A 23,295-nucleotide genomic window follows, 5' to 3' on the forward strand; every position below is an offset into this window, starting at 1 on the left:
TTAGACAAAATATAACGCAGAGCTAGATAGTCAGAGACGCCGATTACGGCCCCGATTGCGGAAGACGCCAGCGCATTCAAATCGGTCAAGACGATTAGAGCGTAAGCAACTCCGATCGCAAAAATCAGACCACTAAACGCCGCAATTGCAAAGGATATCAAATTCAGATTGTTCGGCAATTATAGCCCCAGCTTCTCGCGCAAGACCTTGTTGACCGCTTGCGGGTTCGCTTTGCCTTGGCTGGCTTTCATCACTTGACCAACGAAGAAGCCTATTAGTTTTGGGTTTTCTTTGGCCGCCGCAGCTTGTTCTTGGTTTGCATCGATGACGTCTTGCACCATCGTTTCGATAGCGCCCATATCCGTGACCTGTTTCAAGCCCTGCGCTTCGATGATTTCGTCAGCTGTACCTTCGCCGTTAAACATGCGTTCAAAGACTTCCTTGGCGATCTTCCCAGAGATCGTGTCATCGGCGATACGGTCGAGTAATCCACCAAGCATATCGGCTGAGACCGGGCTGTCATCCAGTTCGAGGTCTGCTTTATTCAGCGCGCCAAACAATTCGACCATCGTCCAGTTGGACGCAATTTTAGCGTCGCGTCCTTTGGCGACGGCTTCGTAAAAGTCTGCTTTCGTCGCGTCCGCGGTAAGAATACGAGCGTCATATTCCGGCAGGCCATATTCGGTCATAAAACGGGTTTTACGGGCGTCCGGCATTTCCGGCAGTTCGGATTTGATCCGGTCCACAAAGCTCTGCTCAAGTTTGAGCGGAAGAAGATCCGGATCCGGGAAATAGCGGTAGTCATGGGCATCTTCTTTGGACCGCATAGTACGGGTTTCGCCTTTGACGCTGTCAAACAAACGTGTTTCCTGATCAATCGTGCCGCCGGCTTCGATGATTTCAATGTGACGACGAGCCTCATAATTAATCGCCTGGCGGATAAAGCGCATAGAGTTGACGTTTTTAATCTCGCAGCGCGTGCCAAGCTCTCCGCCAGGTTTGCGAACCGAGACGTTCACGTCAGCGCGCAGATTACCCTTTTCCATATCGCCGTCACAGGTGCCAAGCGCCCGGACAATGCCGCGAAGTTTTTCAACGTAAGCAGAGGCTTCCTCCGGGGAGCGCATATCCGGCTTGGACACAATTTCCATCAACGCCACGCCGCAGCGGTTCAGATCGACATAGGTTTCATCCGGCGAAAGGTCATGCACGGATTTTCCGGCGTCTTGCTCTAGATGGAGGCGCTCAATCCCAACGGTCACTTCGTCGCCGACATTGCCGTCCGCATCAATCGGCAGGATCTCAATCTCGCCTTCGCCCACAACAGGAAATTCGAACTGAGAAATTTGATAGCCTTGCGGCAGGTCGACATAGAAATAGTTTTTGCGGTCAAAGCGAGAGAAGAGATTGATCTTCGCGTTCAGGCCCAAACCCGTCTTAACGGCTTGCTCGACGCAAAACTCATTCACCACCGGCAACATGCCTGGCATGCCCGCATCAACGAGTGACACCTGACTGTTCGGTTCGGAACCATAGGCTGTTGAAGAGCCCGAAAAGAGCTTCGACTTTGAGGCCACCTGTGCATGGACCTCAAGACCGATGATGACTTCCCAGTCACCCGTTTCGCCTTTGATATAGTCTTTTGGGTCGCCGACCCGCTTCGCTGTGAACATGTCTAGCTCCACCACTTTGCTGGCTTGGTTTTAAATCCAGCTGCACCTTCCAAAGCGCTCGCCGCTTTGAAAACCGTTTCTTCATCCAAGGCCCGACCAATCAGTTGAAGGCCGAGCGGCAGACCATTTTTATCCAGTCCTGCCGGCACAGAAATACCCGGCAATCCAGCCAAGTTCGTTGTCACCGTAAAGATGTCGTTCAAATACATTTGCACAGGATCGCTGACTTTGCGTCCGACCGCGAAAGCGGCGCTTGGCGCTGTTGGCGTGAGTATTGCGTCGCATTTCTGCCAAGCATTCTCGAAATCCTGAACAATCCGGCTTCGCACTTTTTGCGCACGCAGATAGTAAGCGTCGTAATATCCGGCAGAGAGCACATAAGTGCCTATCATGATACGGCGGCGAACTTCTTGGCCGAAGCCTTCCGTCCGCGTGCGCTCATAAGTGTCGGCAAGGTCTTCGCCCTCGACGCGCAACCCATAGCGCATCCCATCATATCGCGCGAGATTGGATGAGGCTTCCGCCGGTGCGACCACATAATAGGCCGGGAGTGCGTATTTTGTGTGCGGCAAAGAAATCGGGACAATTTCAGCCCCGGCCGCTTTCATCCATTCCACACCCTGATCCCAGAGCGCCTGAATTTCTTCGGGCATTCCGTCAATTGTGTATTCTTTTGGGATACCGATACGAAGGCCCTTAATGGACTGTCCGCAAGCGTTTGACCATTTCGGCACGTCCACATTTAGAGAGGTTGAATCTTTCGGGTCATAGCCGGACATCGACTCAAGTAATATCGCGGCGTCTTTAACGGTTTTGGCAATCGGACCCGCCTGATCGAGAGAACTCGCAAAGGCTACCGTGCCCCAACGGGAGCATCGGCCATAAGTCGGCTTGATCCCGACCGTCCCGGTAAAGGAGGCGGGCTGGCGAATAGAGCCGCCCGTATCAGTCGCGGTGGCGCCAAGACACATATCTGCTGCAACAGCCGAAGCCGATCCGCCAGACGAGCCGCCGGGAACCAAATCTTCATCTTTGCGCCAAGGGTTGATAGCCGGACCATAGGCTGAGGTCTCGTTGGAAGATCCCATGGCAAATTCGTCAAGGTTCAACTTACCGAGCATGACCATGCCATCAGCTTTCATATTCGCTGTCACGGAGCTCTCATAGGTCGGAGAAAAGTCACCGAGAATTTTGGAGCCTGCACAGGTTTTCACGCCTTCGGTGCAGAACAAATCCTTTACCGCCAGAGGCGCGCCTTCGAGTAAACCGACCTCGCCTTTTGCGCGGCGAGCATCAGAGGCTTTCGCCTGCTCACGCGCCAAATCATGTGTGTCCGAGATAAACGCGTTGAGTTTTTTACCGCCTTCGCAGGCCTTAATGTGCGCCTCGGTCAACTCCACCGAACTGAAATCGCCTTTGGCCATACCGTCCAATGCGTCAAACAAGGATAGTTGTGTTAAATCGCTCATCGCCCTACTCCACACTTCTCGGGACAACGAAGAAGCCGTCATCTTTCTTAGGCGCATTTTTCAAGATGTCTTCGCGTTTGCCGCCATCGGAAATGACGTCCTTACGGAGTGGCGCCGGCATATCGACAGCAGAGGTCATTGGATCGACCCCGTCCACATCAACTTCGTTTAACTGTTCGATCCACCCTAAAATACCGTTCAAATCATCCGCAAGCGGTTGAAGCTGGTCGGTCTCGACATGAAGACGCGACAGTCTCGCAATTTTCTTGACGTCATCTGCGCTGACGCCATTTTGGGGGTTAGCCATGAAAGCCTCGATATTAGCCCGTTTCCGGGTGTTAAAATTAGTCTCGCGAGTTAGCAGGCACGCCCCTCTATCGCAAGACTTGTGATTGCGCTGTCTGTGCTTTTTCGCTAGTCCGACCTATCTTTCATCCCTTGTGAATAGCCTGACCACATGGCCAAATTTGATAATGATATTGTATCGCCGAACACACCCCGAATGGGAAATGCCGTTACGCGCGGGATTGGACAGCTGATTCTCGATGGATTGGGCTGGAGAATCACAGGAAAACTTCCCAATGAGAAGAAAGTCATTCTTATCGGGGCGCCTCACACCTCCAATTGGGATTTGATCGTCGCGATGGCCTGCGTTTTGGCCGTCGGATTGAAGTTCAACTGGATGATGAAAAAAGAAGCTTTTTTCTGGCCGTTTGGTGGCTTATGGCGCGCCTTAGGGGGCATCCCTATTGACCGTAGCAAAAAAAATGATGTCGTGGCTCAGATGACAGAATGGTTTCAAAAAGAGGAACAACTTTGGCTGGGCATAACGCCGGAGGGCACAAGGGCAAAAGTTGACACCTATAGAAAAGGGTATTTACGGATGGCTTATGCCACAGGCGTCCCCCTTTATACTATAGGGATAAAAGCTGACACGAAAGAGATCGTGCTTGGAGGAAAATGGCCTCTCTCATTCGATATTGAACAGGATAATCGCAAAACCAAAGCCTATTTCGATAAGACCTTTACGGGTATCAATCCCAAAAATAGCTAATCACCGGATTTTAAAGTTATGAAATATGATAATCCTCATATGAGCGAGCACTCGCCGCGTATGGGCAATGCTGTCTCGCGCTGGATAGGAAGCGTTGGGCTTAAACTCACGGGATGGAAACTTGTCGGGCAAATGCCGGACGTCCCAAAATTTGTTATCGTCGGAGTTCCCCATACGTCGAATTGGGATGCTATCGTCGCGTCCCTCGCCATGCTTGCTTCAGGCTTCAAATATACATTCCTGATCAAGAAAGAATGGTTTTTCTGGCCAATGGGGCCTTTATTCCGTGCCCTTGGCGGCTACCCTGTGGATCGGGGCAAAGGCAATAATGTCGTTGATCAGGTCGTCGAGCTTTTTGAAAAAGAAGAAAAGCTTTGTATTGGGTTTCCGCCCGAAGGGACCCGGTCAAAAGTCGCGAAATATAAATCCGGCTATCTCCGCGCGGCGTACGCTGCCGATGTACCTGTCTTTATTTGTGCCTTCGACGGACCAAAAAAACGGGTCGTGCTAGATCGGCTCTTTCCACTGACAGGGGAGCTGAAAAAAGATAATGTAGCGCTCAAGACATATGTCGATAATAATTGGGTAGGAATTAACCCCGAGCGTCAATAAATGAACTCCCCGACCCACTCCCTTCTCGCTCTGGCACTACTGTCTAAAAAAGGGCACACGAAACGGAATTGGGCGGTGTTTATTGGCTCGATTGTTCCAGACTTAGTAATCTATCTCTGGGCGCCGTATCAGAGGTTTGTAAACGGCGTCTCGGGCACAGAGATGTGGCGGGAGCTTTATTTCCAGCCGCCCATGCAAAATTTGATCGCGTTTTTCAATTCCATCCCAATCTATCTGGCTCTGGCGGCGATAGGATGGGTCTTACGGACAAAGACGTTCGGGAAAATTCTACTGTTTTCTGCATTAGCGGCGCTGATCCATATGGCAACGGATATGCCGGTGCACTCTGAAGACGCTTATCGTCACTTCTGGCCTAATTCTGATTGGCGTTTTTATTCGCCTCTCTCCTACTGGGATTCCGATCATCATTCCTTTTGGGTGAGCCTCATTGAGAGCGCTGTCGCCCTGACCTGTATTGTGGTTCTTTGGCGACGTTTTCCAAAGCTGTGGGTGAAAATCCTCCTAAGTCTACTGGCCTTGTTTTATATCCTATTTCAAGTCATGATGGGTGTGGCGCGAGTTCAACTTTCAGGCTAAGCGCACCTCATGGCTTTCATCACTCTTGAAGAATTAGCAAACACGACTGGCGCGTTGCTGGGCGTAGACCCCGGGACTAAAACATTTGGCCTGGCCATCAGTGATCGCACACGCCTCATTTCCACGCCCCTTCTGACTATTCAAAGAACCAAATTCTCTATTGACGCTGTGTCCCTACTCAAGATTTTCAATGATAATGAATGTTCGGTTCTTGTCGTAGGCTTACCGATTAATATGGACGGCAGCAGCGGCCCCCGCGTTCAGTCTGTACGGGACTTTTGTATCAATTTAATGAGAGTTGACGACATTCCCATATTTCTTTGGGATGAACGCCTTTCAACTATGGCCGTCACCCGCACAATGCTCTCTGACGATATGTCCCGCAGTAAACGGGCTAAAAACGTCGATAAAATGGCCTCCGCTTATATTCTTCAGGGTGTATTGGATCGTCTTCGACGGTGAGTTAAACTTTGACTCTTTTTTGAGCGCGCCGTAAGACCACAAAAATCGTGAGAAGGGCTCTATGTCTTTGGCCGTAGACGACACAATTTTGGGACAAGCAACCCGGGACTATCCGTTTTCCAAACGGCATTGTCTTTCCGTTTCTGACTTTCACCGCGTAGATATTGAAAATCTGCTGCGCCTCGGTGAGCATTACCTGAATCTGGACGTCCAAAAATCTCCTGATCGGTCGGTTCTATCAGGCAAAACTCTCATTAATTTATTCTTTGAAAACTCCACTCGGACGGAGAAGAGTTTCGAATTGGCTGGGAAACGTCTTGGCGCCGATGTCATTTCGATGCAGGTGGCAAGCTCTTCAATCAAAAAAGGGGAAACCCTTCTCGATACGGCAGCAACGCTTAACGCGATGAATCCTGATTTGCTCGTCATACGCCATAGCGCATCAGGAGCGCCTTCTCTTCTCGCGCAAAAAGTCGAGTGTTCAGTGATTAATGCAGGGGACGGTATGCACGCCCATCCCACTCAGGCATTATTAGACGCTCTCACCTTAAGACAAGCTTTTCCAGAAGGGTTAGACGGCCTAAGAATTGCCATATGCGGCGACATCCTTCACTCCCGCGTGGCGCGTTCAGATGTGGCTCTGTTCAACATGCTCGGGGCAGAAGTTCGATTGGTCGGCCCGCCTACCCTCGTTCCGCTGGATGCGGATATGTGGGGCGCAGAAGTTTTTCACGATATGGAGACTGGGTTGCAAGGGTGCGATATCGTCATGATGCTCCGCCTCCAACTTGAACGAATGAGCGGGGCGTTTGTCCCGTCCAAGCGAGAATATTTCCATTATTACGGATTGGATCGCAAAAAACTCGGTTTTGCAAAACCCAACGCTTTTGTCATGCATCCAGGCCCCATGAACCGCGGAGTCGAAATTAGCTCTGAAATCGCAGATGACCCGGATGTCAGCCTTATCACCCGACAGGTCGAAACGGGAGTTGCCATGCGAATGGCCATTCTGCACGCTTTGGCAGAGGCTCAGCCGACAAACGGGGAGCAACGGTCATGAGCGCTCTTTCAATTGTTAATGCACGCCTCATAGATCCCGCCTCTGGCCGAGATGAAGAAGGCGGTTTGGTTTGTGAAGACGGAAAAATCCTCGAAATAGGCGATATTTTTCCGCGCGGAGATATAGTCGATGCGCGCGGGCTTATTTTGGCACCCGGCTTGATTGATATGCGGGTGCGCACCGGAGAACCCGGACTGGAAAACCGCGAAACATTGGAAACAGCGTCTCGCGCAGCCGTGGCAGGCGGCGTCACATCAGTTGTTTTAATGCCCGAAACGGATCCGGTGATAGATGATATTTCCCTCGTGGATTACCTTATTCGCAAAGGCTCAGACCTACCCGTTGATATTCACATCGCCGGAGCACTAACAAAAAAACTCGACGGTAAGAGCCTGACAGAAATTGGCCTCATGAAAGAAGCCGGCGCCGTTATATTCTCCAATGGATCTCAGCCCATACGGGACGCACAGACCATGCGGCGCTTGATGTCTTATGCGGCCAACTTCAACGCTCTGATTGCTAATCGCGCTGTTGAACCGACGCTTTCAGAGGGAACCGTCGCGCATGAAAGCAATCTGTCCTCGCGGCTTGGTTTGAACGCCGCTCCGTCTATATCAGAACGCATCATGGCGGAGCGGGATATTGCTCTTGCTGAGCTGACTGGCGGAAGGATACTGATTGACCTTATTTCGTCCAAAGCGGCTTTAGAAGCCGTCAAAACAGCCAAAGCCAAAGATTTGGACGTCTACTCCTCTATTTCCATCAATCACCTTTGTCTGAACGAAGTTGACATCGGCGATTATCGGAGCTTTGCAAAGCTTGACCCGCCTCTACGCGAAGAAAGTGATAGGCTGGCCTTGCTAGAAGGCGTCAACCAAGGAGAGATAGATGTCATTGTCTCAGATCATGACCCTCGCCCAGCTGGGGAGAAACGACTTCCCTATTCCGAAGCGGCGTCTGGGGCTGTCGGGCTTGAATTGCTATTAGCTGCCGGACTGTCCCAAGTGGCAGAAGGCCATATGGATTTGATGGCATTCTTGGCGGCTGTCACCTGCAACCCAGCGGATTTACTTGGTCTCGACACGGGCCGTTTGAATTCGGGCGCTCCGGCAAATTTTGTTTTGATAGACCCTAATAAACCTTGGGTGTGTGCAAGTAATAATCTGAAAAGCCGATCAAAGAACACGCCTTTCGACGGACGACGGTTAACCGGCAGAGCTGTAAAAACCTTCTATCAAGGCCGCGAAGTTTTTAGCTTATAGCGCAACTTTATTGCGAAGTGCTTGATGACTTGGTGACTCCGGCCTTCTCTAGTTCTTTCGGCATTTGACCCGTCAGAAAGCAGAAGAACATTTTAAAATCACTTATAAATGACCACAATGGATAGGTAAAAGTGGCGGGTCTATTCTTCTCAACGGCGGCATGGCTCATCCAAGCAAAGAAATATCCGGCCACAAGCATAAGCGGTAACATCCACCACCGGCCTGTAAAAACAGCGAAAACTAAAATACCGATGCCCATAGCGGTTCCGACATAATGCCAGCCACGGGTGGCGGGTTTTGAATGTTCGCGAAGGTAGAAAGGCCAAAATTCCGAATAAGTCTTAATGGATTTCATGTGCATCCCTTCTGTTCAAGCCTAGTTTTACTTAGCATAAATCCCATCATTTCACCAGTTATCCGAGCTGAAGTGAATCAAGACTAAACTTTCTTGAGTTTTTTAACAAAATTTTTACCTTGGTCGTTAATAAAGAGGATGTCTCCCACGAGACAACCCAATTTTCACCTAATACCTTCTGGAGCCTTTGTGCTCCTTTTTTTTTGCCTAAGGCAAATCAAAAATGAAATATCAGTCTATGTGATATTTCTCGCATTTTATTAAAAATCAGACTTGTCTGTTACCCATATATACTGTTACAGAGCGCGCCTACCGAGACTGGTGATCCGCAATAGCTCAGTTGGTAGAGCAGCTGACTGTTAATCAGCTTGTCGCAGGTTCGAGTCCTGCTTGCGGAGCCATCCTTTCCCTCGTGGAAAACACCTAACTCATTGAAATCGCAACATATTATAATTTGGATTAGGTCCACTTTTGCGTGAAACTGTGTTATTGTGCCCCAAAACGTGCCCCTAATCGTGCCCCAAAAGGAGCAATGATATGGCGAACTATGAGAATCGGTACTTGTACCAAAGAGGTAAGGCCTGGAACTATAAACGAAGAGTTCCCAGTAAGTATAAACACGTGGACGCACGCTCAAAAGTCAGAGCTTCCCTTGAGACTAAATCATTAGATATTGCTAGAATTCGGCGCGACGCAATGGAACGCGCCGATGAGGCTTATTGGGCGGCTCTTGCCAATGATGCTTCAGCAAACCAAGGGGTCACGGAAGCCACCCAGCGTGTGCAATCTCTTCATTATCAAGCCGCCAAAGCGAAAGCTCTGACATACGGGTTCATCTATAAAACGGCCCAAGAAATTTATGATGATCGCAATATAGACGATGCCAAAGGCCGTGTTATGGCACTTGCCGAACAGTTCGACATTCCTAAAGAAAAACCTCCCACACTTGAAACCAAAGCCCTGCTTGGAGGGATTGAAAAACCCAAGCGCGAGGACCGCACAGTATCCCAGTGCTTTACCTTTTACGTCAACGAAATTGAGTTCGACGCCCAATTAAAGAAATCGCCCGCACAACGGAAGTCTTGGGAAAATTCAAAACGAACATCTGTCGATTATTTCATCAAAGTCATTGGCGATATTGGAATGACAGAAATCACGCGTGACCACGCCATCACCTTTAGAAACTGGTGGGCCGACAGAATCAAAAATGGGGACGAAAACGGCAAACGTCCCACGCCCTACACGGCTAACCGGCGAATCGGAAACATGCGCACCTTATATTCGCAATACTTTGCCTTTATCGGCGAAGAAGACCGCGCCAACCCTTTCCGAAAACTGTCATTCAAAGACAATGACAAAAACAAAAGAAAACGCCCGCCATTCAGCATAAATTGGATGCGAAACAAGATCCTCAGACCTGGAGCTTTAGAGGGCTTGAACACAGAGGCTCGTAGTATTTTTCTGGCCATTATAGAAACCGGAGCTAGGCCAAGTGAGATATGCAATCTGCTACCTGAGAATATTCACCTCAATCATGACATCCCTTATGTTGAGATCAGAGAGCGGTCTAATCGAGAAGTAAAGGCCTCCGCTTCAAACAGAGATATTCCGCTGCTCGGCGTATCGTTGGAAGCCATGAAAAGTCATCCGGAGGGATTTCCTCGATATTTTGATAAAGATACACACCTATCCAATACGCTGATGAAGTTTTTTCAAGACAACAGTCTTTTGGAAAGCGAGAAACACACAATCTACTCTGTGCGCCATTCATTTGAGGACCGTATGCTAGAAGCTGGTATTGATCACGATCTGCGCTGCACGCTTATGGGACACAAGTTGAAACGCCCGCTGTATGGATCGGGAGGTTCGCTATTTTATAAGCGAGATGAGCTTTCTAAAATTGTCCATCCTTATGAGGACAAGCTATTTAGTTAGGGTATTATGTCTAATGCACATCATTAAGGGTGCGAGACTTTTGAAATGATGGAATGTGGCTGAGCGTTTTATTCAGTCTTTTTCGGCGTGATCTAAGTCTTTCAAGCTCTTCTTCAAACAGTTTATAGACAGGCCAGTAGTCTTCGCCGTGGTGGTTAATGACGCAGGCAACGACTGCTAGGCAGTCTTCTAATTCTCGTTCTTTGGTTGGCAAGTTAGACATTGAAGAACCGGTGCGCACTCTGGGGATGCGCACCTGCTTCCTAGCTTAAATTATGAACTGGATTTCGGGCGAGACCAAACGAGGTCTGCGCCGTCTTCTCGGTGGAACAGCGCCGCGTTGATCGGCTTTGTCATTTCGGGCCCATCGAGCTTCACGCTGATATATTCCAGCGGCTCAGCGTCATCCTGCGGTTCTGTGACATCGTTCCATGCAACGCCGAGATCACAGCGGCCGGATTTCACAAAGTAGTCTGGACTGTTTTCCGTCTTCTTCTTTTCATTCGCCACAAAGCGAACCTTCTTGTTTGTCATAAGTGTTGCGATCGTGCCCTCAAAGCCCGTCGCCGTCGGTTTGAATGTTCCAATAGTAGCCATAGCGTTTTTCTCCTGTGCTTGACGTGGTGGAATTTAGGCCAGCTCTCGCTTGGCCTTTTTGAAGCCCGCATCACCGGCAAGAAAGCTTGCGAGCATTGACGGGATGAGCGCTGAAATATCGGCCTTTTCGCCATAAGCCTTTTCATAGACTTTGGCATAGGCTTCCAAATCAGCTTCCAAGTCCGGCATCACAGAGATTGTGTGCTTGGTTGGCTTGGTATCGGGAAGTTTTTGTAATTTGATCTGTGGTTGGCTCATGGTCTTGCTCCGTAAGGTTTGAGGATAAGGTCACGCGAGACAATGACGTTAAATCGCCACCCTTGCCGCACACGCAGGGTCGGTTGAACATTGAGGTTACGGTCAATGATCCGCTGCCCCGCGATATTGGCTGTATCTTGCCCTGCGTTTTGCAAGGCGCGCGTTAGGCGGTCGCCATCATCACTGGCAAGCTCTGACCCAATAGATAGCAAAGAGGACAAAGCCGCCCCTTTGATAAACTGCCATGTGTGCTTATCGACCTTGTCTTTCAGGCCCGCAAAACCCTGGCTGTCTGAGCCCGGCAGATTATCCAGCTGAATGCTATCGCCGTTCGGCAAGATAAGCCGCGTCCAAACGACAAGCGCACGGCTCTGTCCAAAGGCGATGACACTATCATAGCGCCCCATCAGCCGTGAGCCCTGCGGGATAAGCAGATGCTGCCCTGTCACCGTATCATAGACGTTCTCAGTCACTTGGCCTATGACTTGGCCCGGCAAGTCTGAATTTAGTCCTGTGACCAGTGATGCCGGAATGATGTTACCCGCCATGACCTGATAGGGTGAGCGCGGCGATACGAGGCCGTGGGAGTTGTAGATGTCGTCTGCATCACGGTCTAAGAAAGCCTGCTTGTCAATTTGACCGTTTGGGTCACTCTGGCTACCGCTCAAATTAAAACCTGATGGCGGCGCAGGATAATCAGGCATTTGCGGAACGGGAAACCCAAGACTTTGGCTCAGTTGATCGACGGGGCCTGCGCCTGCATATTGCTGAACCTGATCGCCTTGAGCTTTACGTCCCACGTTAAAGAATAAGCTCTGGGTCTTCGGCGGTTGTACGGGACGATTATAGACAGGCGCGGCAGGCTGATATGATGACTGCGGCGGCGCGCTATATGACGCGCGCTTTTGGGGGCGCGGCTTTAATGCCGCCTCGGCTATGGGAGGTTTCGGAATAGCTTGGCTTTTCGATAGATAAGCCTCACCAAGATCACCCGGCAAAGGCGGCCCTAATGTGGGCTTCATCTCTTCATAAGTCTTTGGAAGCAATTCGAGTCCCGCGGCCATGGGCTTATGTGTGACGTTGTAGAGCTCTTCCGCTTTCTCATCATGCACTGGCGATTGAAGCGCCATTGCTAAAGCTCCGAACATCACGGCGCCTAAGACTGCTGCTCCGCCCAATAGCGCCTTGCGGCTAAAGCGGCGCACAGCGCGAGGCCGTGCCCGAATGGTTAAGTTTGGAGGCGTATCACTCATGATGCGCGCTCAATACGAACGACGGTTTGCTTCTTTTCGCCGAGGCGCAATTCAGCGGCGTCGAATAAGCGGTCAACAACGTAATAACCGTCTCTGACGCGATAATTGACGAGCTTGCTTATGCTGCCTTTACCGTCCGTGACGAATAAGGGCGGCGCTTCGGATACGGCCAACCCTACCGGAAACTCAATGAAGACCTTTGAGCCATCATCAAAGACGCGTGTTGGCCGCCAATGAGGGTTGTCACCCTTGATGACATAATCAAAGCGCAGCTCATCGGGGCTTAGCTTGGCATCCACCCTCTCATTACTCGCCCTGGTAACGCGGGTGGTTTCAGGCGTGCTTGTGCGAATGTTTCTGATAGCGTCATGCGGATAACGCCAAGAAACCGCTGCCATATAGGTGTCGGTAAATGACTTCAGATCCAGATAATAGGTGCGCCGCGTCGATGTGATAATGGCATTGGTCGAGAGATTGGCCGCCATGGGCTTGACCAAAATATGAACCTGCTCATTCACGCCTGAGCCTGAAACCGTATCGCCAACAGTCCAGCGTTCGGTGTCGCCTGCGGAGACAGTGATAAGCCCTTCGCCCTTTTCCAAAGCGATGTCTGTAATCTGTGTCGGCGATGTATAGACCTGATAAAGCGATCCCGGTGTGTAAGGGTAAAGCTGTATGGCATTAAGGTAATTGTCAGTTGTTGGCTTCACTATGGCCGCGTCATTGGCATAGCTAACGGCCTGAAACCCTGACAGTGATGGCCCGCTATCAAAGAGCTCCACATCAAGCGGCATCGGTTTCAATTGGCCGTCCATAATCAAGGTCGACATTGCAAGGTCTGTGTAACCTTCAGTCTCAGCCAAAACGTCATATGTTTCCGTTGGTTCAGGTAGATAAAGCGCCTTGGACATCTCATCCGGCGTGGTCACGCTACCTGATTTGAGGTCGCCCCAAGCCCCTTTAAGACTTGCGCAGCCTGATAGGCTGATAGCGCCAACCAAAATTGATGCGGTCATCATTTGGCGCGGTATGTTTGATGGCTGTCTCATTGGGAGCCTCCTGTTGCGTTGAGGTCTTTTGACCAGTGAAGTCCGTGGACATAGAGACCGAGCGGATTGCGGTGCAGCGTCTCTGCGTCCGTTGGAGCTTTCGTAATAATTGAAAGACTCGCCGTATAAGTTTGGACACTGAGCTGCGCGCCATTACGGAAAGACTTTTCACGCCAGCGCACTTCAAAACTGTCCTCTGAGGAACGCACGATGCTTGTTACATCCACTGTGACGCTGCGCTGCCCAATGTCCGCGAAAGGGTCATTCTCATTGGCATAGCTATTCAGCGTAAGTGCGGCTTGATCCGTGGCGTAATTATAGGCGTTCAGCCAATTATCGCGCAGAACAACGGGATCAATTGAGACGGACCGGACATTGGTTATGAAACGTGCCAGTTGATGCGCAATCTGGGCATCCGAAGGTTTGAAATTTGTTTGCGCAGGGCCAGACGTTTTCACCGCGCCCGTCTCATCAACCTCCACAACCCAAGGCACAATACTGGCTTGCGCGCTTTGATATATCAGGCCGCTCGTGGACAGCGCCGCTAATCCCATTGCGCCGCAAAAAGCGAGGCACCATCTATTGCTACGCGCATTGGCGCGGCCTAATCGTCGATCTTCCTTTTGTCCCGCACGTTGATAAGGCGTTTCGGGGATCGGTGTTTTTCCAAATCTCGATTGGCTACGTTTCCATTTCATCGTCTTGTCCTCCTATTCGGATCTATGCGTCGAGGTTCAGGGATGGACCGCTTCCACTGCCGCCGCCATCTCCGCCGCGAAGCGCATTGGTAGCCGTGCGCGTGGCGTGGCGCGTTTGTTGTTGGCGATGAACTTTTTTGGCCCAATTGGGCCCTTTGCCCGTTTCGCCGGATGCGGCTCCGCCGCCATCTTTGCGCGGCGCTTTCATGCCTTTGGATAATGCGGCCATCCCGCCGCGCATCCCATTGCCGTGCGCCGTAGAAACTGCACCGCCTGCCGCCAGCACTTTACGCCCTCCGGCTTTGGCAACGGACATAACGCCGGCCTGGGCCACAGCGCCAACGCCCGCAGCCGCGCCTTTAATGCCGCCGCCTTGCGAGATACTGCCCATCGTAAAGGCAAGCCGCGTACCGCCCGCCATAGATGCGCCCGCTTTCACAGATGCGGCTGCGCCTTTGCCGAGACCTTTAATACCTGCACCAGCTACGGCTCCGCCGGCCAATGCGCCCGCGCCAAGGGCGGCCATCGTTCCCACGGCCGCGCCTGCACCTAATTGCGGCGCGCCCGAGACCAGCCCAGTTGCAATGCCCGGCCCGAAAATACCAAGAGCCAATAGAGCCATTGAACCCAGCATGATGGAGGCCGCGTCTTTTAGCGTAATAGGCACAATCATATCAGGGTCGCTCGCAGGCGGCGCAAAAGCTGACGTGATGTCGCCAAAGATTGTCGAGCCGATGCCTATGATAATCGCAAGCACCATGAGTTTAATGCCGCTCGCTACGACATTCCCAAGAACTTTTTCCGCCAAAAAAGATGTCTTATTCCAAAGCGCAAACGGTATCAGAATGAATCCTGCAAGCGTTGTCAACTTGAACTCAAGAATGGTCACAAAGAGCTGTATCGCGATAAAGAAGAACGCGAACATGGTAATGATCCACGCTAAAAACAGCACGACAATCAAGACGATGTTGTGAAAGAACTTCACAGGCCCTGTAAGTTCGCCGATTTGCGTCAAAATCGGGTGAGCAGCTTGAAAACCCGTATTGGCTATAAAGCCAGGCCGCAGCAAATCGTCAGCCGTCATTGTCGTAGCTGTCGCTTTTAAACCAAGTCCGCCAAAGCTGTTGAAAACGATATTCGCAAGGCCGGAGAAATTTGTGATGATCAGCGCAAAGACGCCGACATACATGACTTTTTTGAGAAACTTCCCAATGATTGAATTATCAGACCCCATAGCCCAGTAGAGGCCTGCCAAGGTAATATCAATTCCTATCAATATAGCCGTGAGATATTGAACCTCACCGCCGAGGAGCCCAAAGCCGCTATCAATATAGCTTGTGAAGGTGACGACAAATTCGTCAATCACGCCGAGACTTGTTGGATCAGCCATTACTGTGTGCCTCCGCTATAGGCGTCACTTGCATTGCCCATGAAAAGCCGTCTGCGGGCACGGGCCTCTTTTTCGAGCGCTAACTGGCGGGTCGCTTCCAGACTACTTGCGCGGGCTTGCGTAATTTTCATCTGCTGCGCTTGCATGGACTGCTTAACAAGCAAGCCCATGAGCTGATTAGTCGATTGGGTAGCTTGCAACTCGCCAACTGCGCCGTGACTGCTATTCATAAGCTGGCCGAGCAAGGCCTGATCTTGCTGAAGGCTTTCCACCATTTTTGACTGCATGAGCATGGCTTCATTTTGAGCGCTCTCTGACATCTGAAATTGCGCTTCCGCCTGAACCATAAGCTCATCTTGCGACAGGCCATCATAACTCTCAGGAAAGTTCTGCCAGATGAGCTCGCGTGTCCGGGTTACATCATAGGCGACATTCTCCGCTTGCCTGTTCAGGTAAGCAATTTCATTCAAGATGCGGTTCAAATCAGTGGCGGAATTAATATCCAGTCTGGATAAATGTTTGGCCTGATTGATGAGCATATTCGCTTCATTGCGAAGCTGCTGCGCTTGACGAATAAGTTGATTGTAATTGTGTACAGCAGTTTGAAAATTTTGAGTGTAATTTGATGGATCATAAACGATACCACCGAAGAATTGGGCATGACTTGCAGGCGCATGGGAAAAACCCATTGCCGCAATTAAAGCCAGTGTGATTATTCCGCGACGTCTAGCCATGGGACATACTCCTCTTCATGAAATTGTTCGCTCATCAAATCAGCGGCCCACTCCAGTCCTTTGAAATGCAGCCAGTGGGCCGCGAAATCGTCGTGTCCGCCAAGTTCGAGAACACGGTCAATTTGGGTTTGGTCTTTCTCTGAACCCGCCGCGCAAAAGGCGAGTGCAACGGTCCCGAGCTGCAAATCAAACAGGCGATTGCCGCCGTGACTTTGAAAATAGTAATCCCGCTTGGGCGTGGCGGACGCTATGATTTGAACTTGCCGCTTGTTTAGGCCGAAGCGGTCGTAAGCTTCTTTTTGCTGTGGCTCCATTGCGCGGTTATTGGGAAGAAAAATCCGAGACAGGCAGCTTTCAATAATCGCAGGCGCGATTGGGCTATTTGCGATATCCGATAATGACTGCGTTGCGAAGATAACAGAGACATTTTTCTTGCGAAGAACTTTAAGCCATTCTCGTATGCGGTCTGCAAACATGGGGTCATCAAGAAAGACCCAGGCTTCATCCAGTATCAGGAATGTGGGCTTACCATCAAAACGCGCTTCAAGCTTATGAAACAGATAAGTCAGCACAGGCGCAACAAGCGCTTTTGAGTACATTAATTCTTCCATCTCAAACGCCTGCACGGCGTTATCACGCAGCGTATCTTCATTGCCGTCAAGAATATGGCCGTAAGCGCCTTCAAGGGTGAAAGGCTTTAAGGCCAAACGTAAATCGCTATCCTGGATTAGAGCTGACAGGCCTGTGAGCGTGCGTTGATCCTCGGGCGCACTGGCAAGGCTTTGCAAAGCAGACCAGACAGTGCTTTCAACTTCCGCCGTGACATTTACGCCCTTAGACACTAGCAATCCTGAAATCCATTCTGAGGCCCATGCCATTTCATTCGGCTCATCAATTCTGCGTAAGGGCTGGAATACCAAAGCTGAGTCTGTCTCACCCAGCGCGTAGAAGTCACCTCCCAAAGCCTCAATCATCGCGCGTGATGAGGCGCCTTTATCGAAGGTAAAAACTTGCGCATTAGAATAGCGCTTGAACTGCATGGACAACAGATTGAGCAGCACGGATTTACCTGCGCCTGTTGGGCCGACAACCAGCGTGTGGCCTACATCGCCTTGATGGGTAACCAATCGAAACGGCGTATGATCTTCTGTTGTCGCATATAATAGCGGCGCCCCGCCCAGGTGCGCGTTACCTTCCGGCCCCGCCCAAACCGCCGAGAGCGGCATCATATGCGCGAGGTTTAATGTGGACACCAACGGAACGCGCACATTTGCATATGGATTGCCGGGATGAGTCCCAAGCCAAGCGTCAACGGCATTGACCTTCTCATGTATGGTGACAAAGCCGCGTCCATTGATAATGCGCTCAACCGCTCTGATGCGCGCTTCAGCTACTGTCGCGTCCTCATCCATCACGCATATGGCCGTTGTCATATAACCGTAGGACACATAGTCCCCGCCGAGGTCTTGCAAGGCGGCATCTGCATCAATCGCTTTATTGTCGGCATCGCTATCCACGAGCGGCGTCGTCTCATTCATCAGCGCTTCTTTGAGCAGCGCGACCACTGACTTACGTTTGGCAAACCATTGCCGCCGCGTCTTAGTGATGACCTTAGAGGCTTCTGCCTTGGAGAGCGGCAAGAAGCGCGTCATCCACCGATATGAAAAACCCAGTGTGTTTAGCTCGTCCAATATGCCCGGCGTCGTCTCGCTCGGAAACCCGAGGATTGTTACCGTATGAATGGAATGTTCGCCAAGGCGCGGGACAAGCCCGCCCACCAAATCAGCACCACCAATGAAGCTATCAATATAGGCAGGTGTTTCGGGCGTTTTGATAGGGTGACGTTTGGGGGATACCGTTGAGTGCAAATATGTCAGGGCAGCATCATCATCCAGCCACTCCGCCATCGGGAATTGGCTTTGCAGGAGATCCAAACATCTATCGCATTCCGACATGAAACTTTGAAGATGGTCTTGAACCGATACGCCTTTATCGTCAGTTGGTGTTTCTATAATCCAGCTTTCAGCCTTACTGGATCTGTCCGCAGGCGGAATAAACTGAAAGGTCAAGTAATAGACGCTCTCAAACAGGTCTCGCTGACCCGCCTCTTCTTCAAACTCACCTCTACGTTCCTGTTCGACTATCCAAGCTGCGGGGTCAGTAAAGTCAGACAGTGGATACTCACGGGCCGGAATACGCGCCGCTTCAAAATAAAGCGCCCAGCCAGACCCGAAACGGCGAAGCGCATTATTAAGGCGTGCGCAGGTCGCCACTAATTCTTCTTCTGTCGAGCTTTCAAGGTCAGGGCCGCGAAACTCCGCTGTGCGCTGAAAGCTCCCGTCCTTATTGAGCACCGTGCCGGGCGCAATGAGCGCTGTCCAAGGCAGATAGTCTGATAAGCAATCTGGCCGTTTTTGATATTCACTTAGATTCATCATGCCAAATACCCCTTATGTTTGATGTGACGGACCAGAACTTCCATGAACTGAGGGTCACGCGAGGCGAAAAAGACGCAAAGGGTATGGGCGCAGACATAGTAGATGATGCCGAGTAGCCAGAGCTGGAGACCCAGCCCTAAGGCGGCTGCAAGCGTGCCATTCAGGATGGCCGCCGTTCTCGGAACACCGCCTAAAAGGATGGGTTCGGTCAAAGAACGGCGCACCGGAATGGTGAAACCTTCGGGAAGCTGATATGCGGCCGTGTCCGTCATTAAATGACAGCCCCGCCCGTAAAGCTGAAGAATGACGGAAAGAAGCTTGTCGCGGTAAAGGCAATCGACAGACCAAAGACAATCTTGATAAGATTGCGCATACCGCCGCCTGCATCACCAAAGGCAAGGCCAATGCCCGTCATGATAATTGCAATTGTGCCGAAAATTTTCGCTACAGGGCCCTCAATGGATTGCAAGATGCTCGTGAGCGGGCCTTCCCACGGCATGGCTGATCCTGCTGCGTAGGCCGTTTGCGGCATCAATATCATAATCAGAACAACAATAGCTGCGCCGTAGAAAAGCCGTTGGTTTATGGTTCCGTGTGTTAGGGGTCCGTACATGAGTTACCTCCTTCAAAAGTCAGTTTAGGGATGGAAGACGAGGCTGTGAGCGGTTCGAGCTGATAGCCCTTGTCCGTCAGATCAATGAGGCGCGCGATGGTTTGCACACGGCGTTTTGAGCCTCGCCCGGAAATGAAGACAATCACGTCGATGGCCTCCGCAATCAGAGCCCGCGGAACAATCGCCACGCCCTCTAAAATCAGTTGTTCAATGCGGCCCAGCGCCGCTTTCGCTGAATTTGCATGGACGGTCGCGATACCGCCGGGATGCCCCGTCGTCCAAGCCTTAAGCATGTCAAGCGCTTCAGGCCCGCGCACTTCGCCGACGATGATCCGGTCAGGCCGAAGGCGCAGAGTCGAGCGCACCAAGTCTGCGAGGGTGACATTCAAGCCGTGCGTACGAAGGGCTACCGTGTCCTTGGCCTTACATTGAAGCTCGCGCGTATCTTCAAGGATAAGAACGCGGTCCCCCGTGTCGGATATTTCAGACAGTAAGGCATTGGCGAGCGTGGTTTTACCGCTTGATGTGCCGCCAACGATTAAAATGTTTTGGCGAGACGTGACCGCGTATTTCAAGGCTTCTGATTGGTCATATGTAAGACTGCCCGCCTGCACGTAATCATCCAGGGTGAAAACTGCGACTGCGCCCTTGCGAATAGAGAAACATGGCGCTGAAACGACAGGCGGCAAAACACCTTCAAAGCGTTCTCCATTACCTGGAAGCTCCGCGCTGATAATAGGCGCTTTCGTTGTCACGTCTTGATTGATGTGACTGGCCACAAGGCGCACCACGCGCTCGCCCTCATCAGGCGTCAACACACTGTCCGTATCAAAACGGCCGATACCTAATTTATCAAGCCATAAACGCCCATCAGGGTTGAGCATGATTTCGACAACTTTGGGGTCATCAAGCGCGCTCGTAATAACCGGGCCCAGCGCCGTGCGCAGCATAGCAAGTGTGCGATCTGAGGTGGCGGTTGTTTGAAAGCTAGACATTTGCAGTCTCCTTCGTCTTGGGCCTAGCCGCTTTCTTCTTTTGTAATTTTTCGAGAAGCTGGATTTCATCAAGGCGAAAGAAGTCTTGGTCGGAGACAAGGACATCAGACAGAGCTTGTTTGAACGTCTTGCCGCCCGCGCGCATTTTAACGCCAAGTTGATCGATAAATTGGTTCATTAGACCAACGCCACGCGCGGCACGGGCGTCAGTATCCGCCGCCGAGATTTGCGGGGCCATTGTAAAGTAAAAGTGCAGGAAGAGCGCAAAGGTCTCGGAATGCAGATTGAGATCACGCGAATGGCGATGATTATGGCGGATCATCATATCCAGTTTTTCGAGGATACGGGCGTCTCGCGCATCGTCATGCTCAAATGTGAAACAAGCTGACAGAGCATCATTTATGACGCGCGATTTTGTTTTCCCCATTGCGCGGGCCCGAACGTCCAAAAGCGCGGCATTTTCCGGTGTGATACGTGCACGAACGCGAGCTGTGAGATCATTGCTCATGGTTACATTCCCAAATCTATGTCTGTGCTGCGGGTCAGGTCATGTGCGCGGGCAAGCGTGGCTGTGTCTCTGACAAATTCACCAAGTTTAATTGCGGGTGTGAGTTCATCGCCCTCTGCAACATCGAGAGTCTTCTCTTTGGTCTTGGCTTGAGATGTGGAAGGCTCAGGAGCGCTAAGCTCGGGGCTGCGTTCTTTGCCGCCCTCGTCCTCATCGTAGTCAGCGTCAGTCTTCGAGTTTAACGCTGATGCGATTTTGTTCTGCTCTGACTTTTCAATTTCTGTGTAGAGACGGTCATCCACAGGCCGTGTCTCAACACCCCAGACGCAAGGCGTAGTCGGGGAAAGTCCGCCGTATCCGTCGGGGGATATTTGGGGAGGGCTGGAGACACGGCCCGTGAAATTCTTATCCGCATAGTAGCGAACTTTATCGGCTTTGATCGGCGAGAAACCTGAAAGAAGAATAAGTTCCTGATTGGATGGCAGCTGCATGATCTCGCCGGGCGTAATGAGTTGGCGCGCTGTTTCTTGGCGAGAGACCATAACGTGGGAGAGCCAAGGCGCGAGACGATGACCCGCATAGTTCCGCATGGCCCGCATTTCCGTTGTGCTGCCAATCGCGTCCGATAGGCGTTTGGCCGTGCGCTCATCATTGGTCGCAAAGGCCACTCTCACATGGCAGTTATCGAGGATTGAATTGTTCGGACCGTAGGCTTTCTCAATCTGGTTAAGGGATTGGGAAATCAGGAAGGCGCGCAAACCATAGCCTGCCATGAAAGCGAGTGAGCTTTCAAAGAAATCTAAGCGTCCTAAAGCCGGAAACTCGTCCAGCATAAGTAACAATTGACGTGTCGGTTTACTCTCGCCTGAAACAACAAGCTCTTCTGTCAAGCGGCGGCCAATCTGATTTAGGATAAGGCGAACCAGCGGCTTCGTGCGCGAAATGTCTGACGGCGGAATGACCAGATAAAGAGAGACGGGCTTATCTGCGCTTATCAAATCGGCAATGCGCCAATCACATTTTGATGTCACCTCAGCGACCGTGGGATCTCGGTATAATCCGAGAAAGCTCATAGCCGTTGATAATACACCTGAGCGCTCATTTTCAGATTTATTAAGGAGTTCACGCGCTGCTTGTGCGACCACCGGATGGACTTGTGCCCCTGTCCGGTCACCGAGATGATTGGTTTTCATCATGACACCAAGCGTCTTTTCAAAACTACGTTTTGGGTCAGAGAGGAATGAGGCTACGCGAGCCAGCGTCTTTTCGCGCTCTGCGTAGAGAATATGAAGGATAGCGCCGACTAAAAGACTATGAGCAGTCTTTTCCCAATGGTTGCGACGCTCAAGCATCCCTTCAGGGTCAACAAGGATATCGGCAATGTTCTGAACGTCCCGGACTTCATTGACGCCTTTGCGCACTTCTAAGAGAGGGTTATATTTGGCGCTCGCGGCATTAGTTGGGTCAAACAATAGGCAATGGGAGAATGTCGCTCTCCAGCCGGAGGTGAGCTGCCAATTTTCACCTTTAATGTCATGGATAACCGCGCTGTCAGTCCAGGAGAGCAGGGTCGGGATAACAAGGCCCACGCCTTTGCCAGACCGCGTCGGCGCAATCGCCATGACATGCTCAGGGCCGTGATGGCGAATATAATCAGTCTTTGTGCGCCCAAGGAAAACGCCATGGTCATCTAGAAGACCAACTTGCTTCATTTGCTTTGATGTCGCCCAGCGCGATGAGCCGAATGTGTTTAGGGCTTTTGCAGAGCGGCCGCGGAGTACAGAACCTATGACCGCGAAGATAATTCCGAGAAGACCGCCACCTGCTGAAATCTGGCCACCTCTTGAAAAAATATGAGGCGCATAGGCGTCAAATTGGTACCACCATTTGAAGAGGCTCCACGGCGCGTAAATTTTGTGATTGCCAAGCTTTGCGAATCCCGTTCCCAAATAAGCATCATAGTCAAACTGAAGCGCGACCCACTGCGTAGCATACCATGTCGATAAAATGATCGTCGCAAAAACGACGCATATTTGTCCGATCAAGATATTTTGTGGCGACATGACCTAAGTCCTTCAATTGCGGTGGACTAAGGCTGTCAGAAAAATGGATTTTTGGTCTAGTTCCTAAATAGTGAATTCGCGTGAACAATTATGACTTTCTATGAAGTTCTATGACTTTCTGTGAAAACGGTTGTTTTTTGAGACTTATTTAAAACGAGCCATAAATTCTGTTTGTTTTGGGTTATCCCCATAGAAATTAGGAATATAATCCGTTTTTACT

General features: G+C 51.0%; 24 protein-coding genes and 1 tRNA gene. 8 read left to right on the plus strand and 17 right to left on the minus strand.

Going from position 1 to position 23,295, the window contains the following annotated elements:
- Positions 1–179: 179 nt before the first annotated feature.
- Genes gatB through gatC form a run of 3 tightly spaced genes read right to left on the minus strand, consistent with a single transcriptional unit; the run spans position 180 to position 3,449 of the window.
- Positions 180–1,673: an Asp-tRNA(Asn)/Glu-tRNA(Gln) amidotransferase subunit GatB gene (gene gatB, locus ACNA05_RS01895; RefSeq protein WP_415809681.1), complete on the minus strand. Its 1,494-nt coding sequence runs from the start codon at positions 1,671–1,673 to the stop codon at positions 180–182.
- A 2-nt stretch (positions 1,674–1,675) separates the two neighbouring features.
- The gene (gene gatA, locus ACNA05_RS01900) at positions 1,676–3,142 is read right to left on the minus strand and encodes an Asp-tRNA(Asn)/Glu-tRNA(Gln) amidotransferase subunit GatA (protein WP_415809682.1); all 1,467 of its coding nucleotides are present in this window, start codon (positions 3,140–3,142) and stop codon (positions 1,676–1,678) included.
- Between the two features lie 4 nt (positions 3,143–3,146).
- Complete coding sequence (gene gatC, locus ACNA05_RS01905) at positions 3,147–3,449, minus strand: Asp-tRNA(Asn)/Glu-tRNA(Gln) amidotransferase subunit GatC (RefSeq protein ID WP_415809683.1); 303 nt, start codon at positions 3,447–3,449, stop codon at positions 3,147–3,149.
- A 150-nt stretch (positions 3,450–3,599) separates the two neighbouring features.
- On the opposite strand from gatC, the gene ACNA05_RS01910 reads away from it, so the two are divergent.
- From ACNA05_RS01910 to pyrC, 6 genes are all read left to right on the plus strand, one after another.
- The gene (locus ACNA05_RS01910; RefSeq protein WP_415809684.1) at positions 3,600–4,196 is read left to right on the plus strand and encodes a 1-acyl-sn-glycerol-3-phosphate acyltransferase; all 597 of its coding nucleotides are present in this window, start codon (positions 3,600–3,602) and stop codon (positions 4,194–4,196) included.
- A gap of 18 nt (positions 4,197–4,214) precedes the next feature.
- Positions 4,215–4,808, plus strand: coding sequence for a 1-acyl-sn-glycerol-3-phosphate acyltransferase (locus ACNA05_RS01915; RefSeq protein ID WP_415809685.1), 594 nt, complete (start codon positions 4,215–4,217; stop codon positions 4,806–4,808).
- Positions 4,809–5,405: a hypothetical protein gene (locus ACNA05_RS01920; protein WP_415809686.1), complete on the plus strand. Its 597-nt coding sequence runs from the start codon at positions 4,809–4,811 to the stop codon at positions 5,403–5,405. It begins immediately after the preceding gene.
- Positions 5,406–5,414: 9 nt separating this feature from the next.
- Positions 5,415–5,867, plus strand: coding sequence for a Holliday junction resolvase RuvX (gene ruvX, locus ACNA05_RS01925; RefSeq protein ID WP_415809687.1), 453 nt, complete (start codon positions 5,415–5,417; stop codon positions 5,865–5,867).
- Between the two features lie 61 nt (positions 5,868–5,928).
- Complete coding sequence (locus ACNA05_RS01930) at positions 5,929–6,927, plus strand: aspartate carbamoyltransferase catalytic subunit (protein WP_415809688.1); 999 nt, start codon at positions 5,929–5,931, stop codon at positions 6,925–6,927.
- Positions 6,924–8,189 carry a dihydroorotase gene (pyrC, locus tag ACNA05_RS01935; RefSeq protein WP_415809689.1) on the plus strand — a complete coding sequence of 422 codons (1,266 nt, stop codon included), beginning with the start codon at positions 6,924–6,926 and terminating at the stop codon, positions 8,187–8,189. Before ACNA05_RS01930 ends, pyrC begins: the two co-directional genes overlap by 4 nt.
- 7 nt (positions 8,190–8,196) lie before the next feature.
- Here pyrC and ACNA05_RS01940 read toward each other — a convergent pair whose 3' ends face one another.
- The gene (locus ACNA05_RS01940; protein ID WP_415809690.1) at positions 8,197–8,544 is read right to left on the minus strand and encodes an Mpo1-like protein; all 348 of its coding nucleotides are present in this window, start codon (positions 8,542–8,544) and stop codon (positions 8,197–8,199) included.
- 325 nt (positions 8,545–8,869) lie between these two features.
- Between ACNA05_RS01940 and ACNA05_RS01945 the strand changes: the two genes are divergently transcribed.
- Positions 8,870–8,945: transfer RNA gene (locus tag ACNA05_RS01945), tRNA-Asn, on the plus strand.
- Positions 8,946–9,081: 136 nt separating this feature from the next.
- Positions 9,082–10,479, plus strand: a complete 1,398-nt coding sequence (locus tag ACNA05_RS01950; RefSeq protein ID WP_415809691.1) for a DUF6538 domain-containing protein — start codon at positions 9,082–9,084, stop codon at positions 10,477–10,479.
- Between the two features lie 273 nt (positions 10,480–10,752).
- Here the strand turns inward: ACNA05_RS01950 and ACNA05_RS01955 are convergent, their stop codons facing one another.
- Genes ACNA05_RS01955 through ACNA05_RS02015 form a run of 13 tightly spaced genes read right to left on the minus strand, consistent with a single transcriptional unit; the run spans position 10,753 to position 23,075 of the window.
- Positions 10,753–11,076 carry a DUF736 domain-containing protein gene (locus ACNA05_RS01955; RefSeq protein ID WP_371397380.1) on the minus strand — a complete coding sequence of 108 codons (324 nt, stop codon included), beginning with the start codon at positions 11,074–11,076 and terminating at the stop codon, positions 10,753–10,755.
- Between the two features lie 33 nt (positions 11,077–11,109).
- Complete coding sequence (locus ACNA05_RS01960) at positions 11,110–11,334, minus strand: DUF2274 domain-containing protein (RefSeq protein WP_415809692.1); 225 nt, start codon at positions 11,332–11,334, stop codon at positions 11,110–11,112.
- On the minus strand, positions 11,331–12,587 hold the full coding sequence (locus ACNA05_RS01965) for a TraB/TrbI/VirB10 family type IV secretion system protein (RefSeq protein WP_415809693.1): 1,257 nt from the start codon (positions 12,585–12,587) through the stop codon (positions 11,331–11,333). The genes ACNA05_RS01960 and ACNA05_RS01965 overlap by 4 nt, the downstream gene beginning before the upstream one ends.
- Complete coding sequence (trbG, locus tag ACNA05_RS01970) at positions 12,584–13,636, minus strand: P-type conjugative transfer protein TrbG (RefSeq protein WP_415809694.1); 1,053 nt, start codon at positions 13,634–13,636, stop codon at positions 12,584–12,586. The genes ACNA05_RS01965 and trbG overlap by 4 nt, the downstream gene beginning before the upstream one ends.
- Positions 13,633–14,334 carry a conjugal transfer protein TrbF gene (gene trbF / locus ACNA05_RS01975; protein ID WP_415809695.1) on the minus strand — a complete coding sequence of 234 codons (702 nt, stop codon included), beginning with the start codon at positions 14,332–14,334 and terminating at the stop codon, positions 13,633–13,635. Before trbF ends, trbG begins: the two co-directional genes overlap by 4 nt.
- Before the next feature lie 22 nt (positions 14,335–14,356).
- Positions 14,357–15,724 (minus strand): P-type conjugative transfer protein TrbL, encoded by a 1,368-nt coding sequence (gene trbL, locus ACNA05_RS01980; RefSeq protein ID WP_415809696.1) that lies wholly within the window; start codon positions 15,722–15,724, stop codon positions 14,357–14,359.
- Positions 15,724–16,458 carry a P-type conjugative transfer protein TrbJ gene (gene trbJ, locus ACNA05_RS01985; RefSeq protein WP_415809697.1) on the minus strand — a complete coding sequence of 245 codons (735 nt, stop codon included), beginning with the start codon at positions 16,456–16,458 and terminating at the stop codon, positions 15,724–15,726. The genes trbL and trbJ overlap by 1 nt, the downstream gene beginning before the upstream one ends.
- Positions 16,437–18,896 (minus strand): conjugal transfer protein TrbE, encoded by a 2,460-nt coding sequence (gene trbE, locus ACNA05_RS01990; protein WP_415809698.1) that lies wholly within the window; start codon positions 18,894–18,896, stop codon positions 16,437–16,439. The genes trbJ and trbE overlap by 22 nt, the downstream gene beginning before the upstream one ends.
- Positions 18,893–19,168, minus strand: a complete 276-nt coding sequence (locus ACNA05_RS01995) for a VirB3 family type IV secretion system protein (RefSeq protein ID WP_415809699.1) — start codon at positions 19,166–19,168, stop codon at positions 18,893–18,895. The genes trbE and ACNA05_RS01995 overlap by 4 nt, the downstream gene beginning before the upstream one ends.
- Positions 19,168–19,509, minus strand: coding sequence for a TrbC/VirB2 family type IV secretion system protein (locus ACNA05_RS02000; RefSeq protein WP_415809700.1), 342 nt, complete (start codon positions 19,507–19,509; stop codon positions 19,168–19,170). The genes ACNA05_RS01995 and ACNA05_RS02000 overlap by 1 nt, the downstream gene beginning before the upstream one ends.
- Positions 19,494–20,504 (minus strand): P-type conjugative transfer ATPase TrbB, encoded by a 1,011-nt coding sequence (gene trbB / locus ACNA05_RS02005; RefSeq protein ID WP_415809701.1) that lies wholly within the window; start codon positions 20,502–20,504, stop codon positions 19,494–19,496. The genes ACNA05_RS02000 and trbB overlap by 16 nt, the downstream gene beginning before the upstream one ends.
- Positions 20,497–21,012, minus strand: coding sequence for a hypothetical protein (locus tag ACNA05_RS02010; protein WP_415809702.1), 516 nt, complete (start codon positions 21,010–21,012; stop codon positions 20,497–20,499). The genes trbB and ACNA05_RS02010 overlap by 8 nt, the downstream gene beginning before the upstream one ends.
- Before the next feature lie 2 nt (positions 21,013–21,014).
- Positions 21,015–23,075 carry a conjugal transfer protein TraG gene (locus tag ACNA05_RS02015; RefSeq protein WP_415809703.1) on the minus strand — a complete coding sequence of 687 codons (2,061 nt, stop codon included), beginning with the start codon at positions 23,073–23,075 and terminating at the stop codon, positions 21,015–21,017.
- Between the last annotated feature and the right edge of the window lie 220 nt (positions 23,076–23,295).

The sequence above is a fragment of the Litorimonas haliclonae genome (assembly GCF_965138505.1).
Lineage (GTDB): Bacteria > Pseudomonadota > Alphaproteobacteria > Caulobacterales > Maricaulaceae > Litorimonas > Litorimonas haliclonae.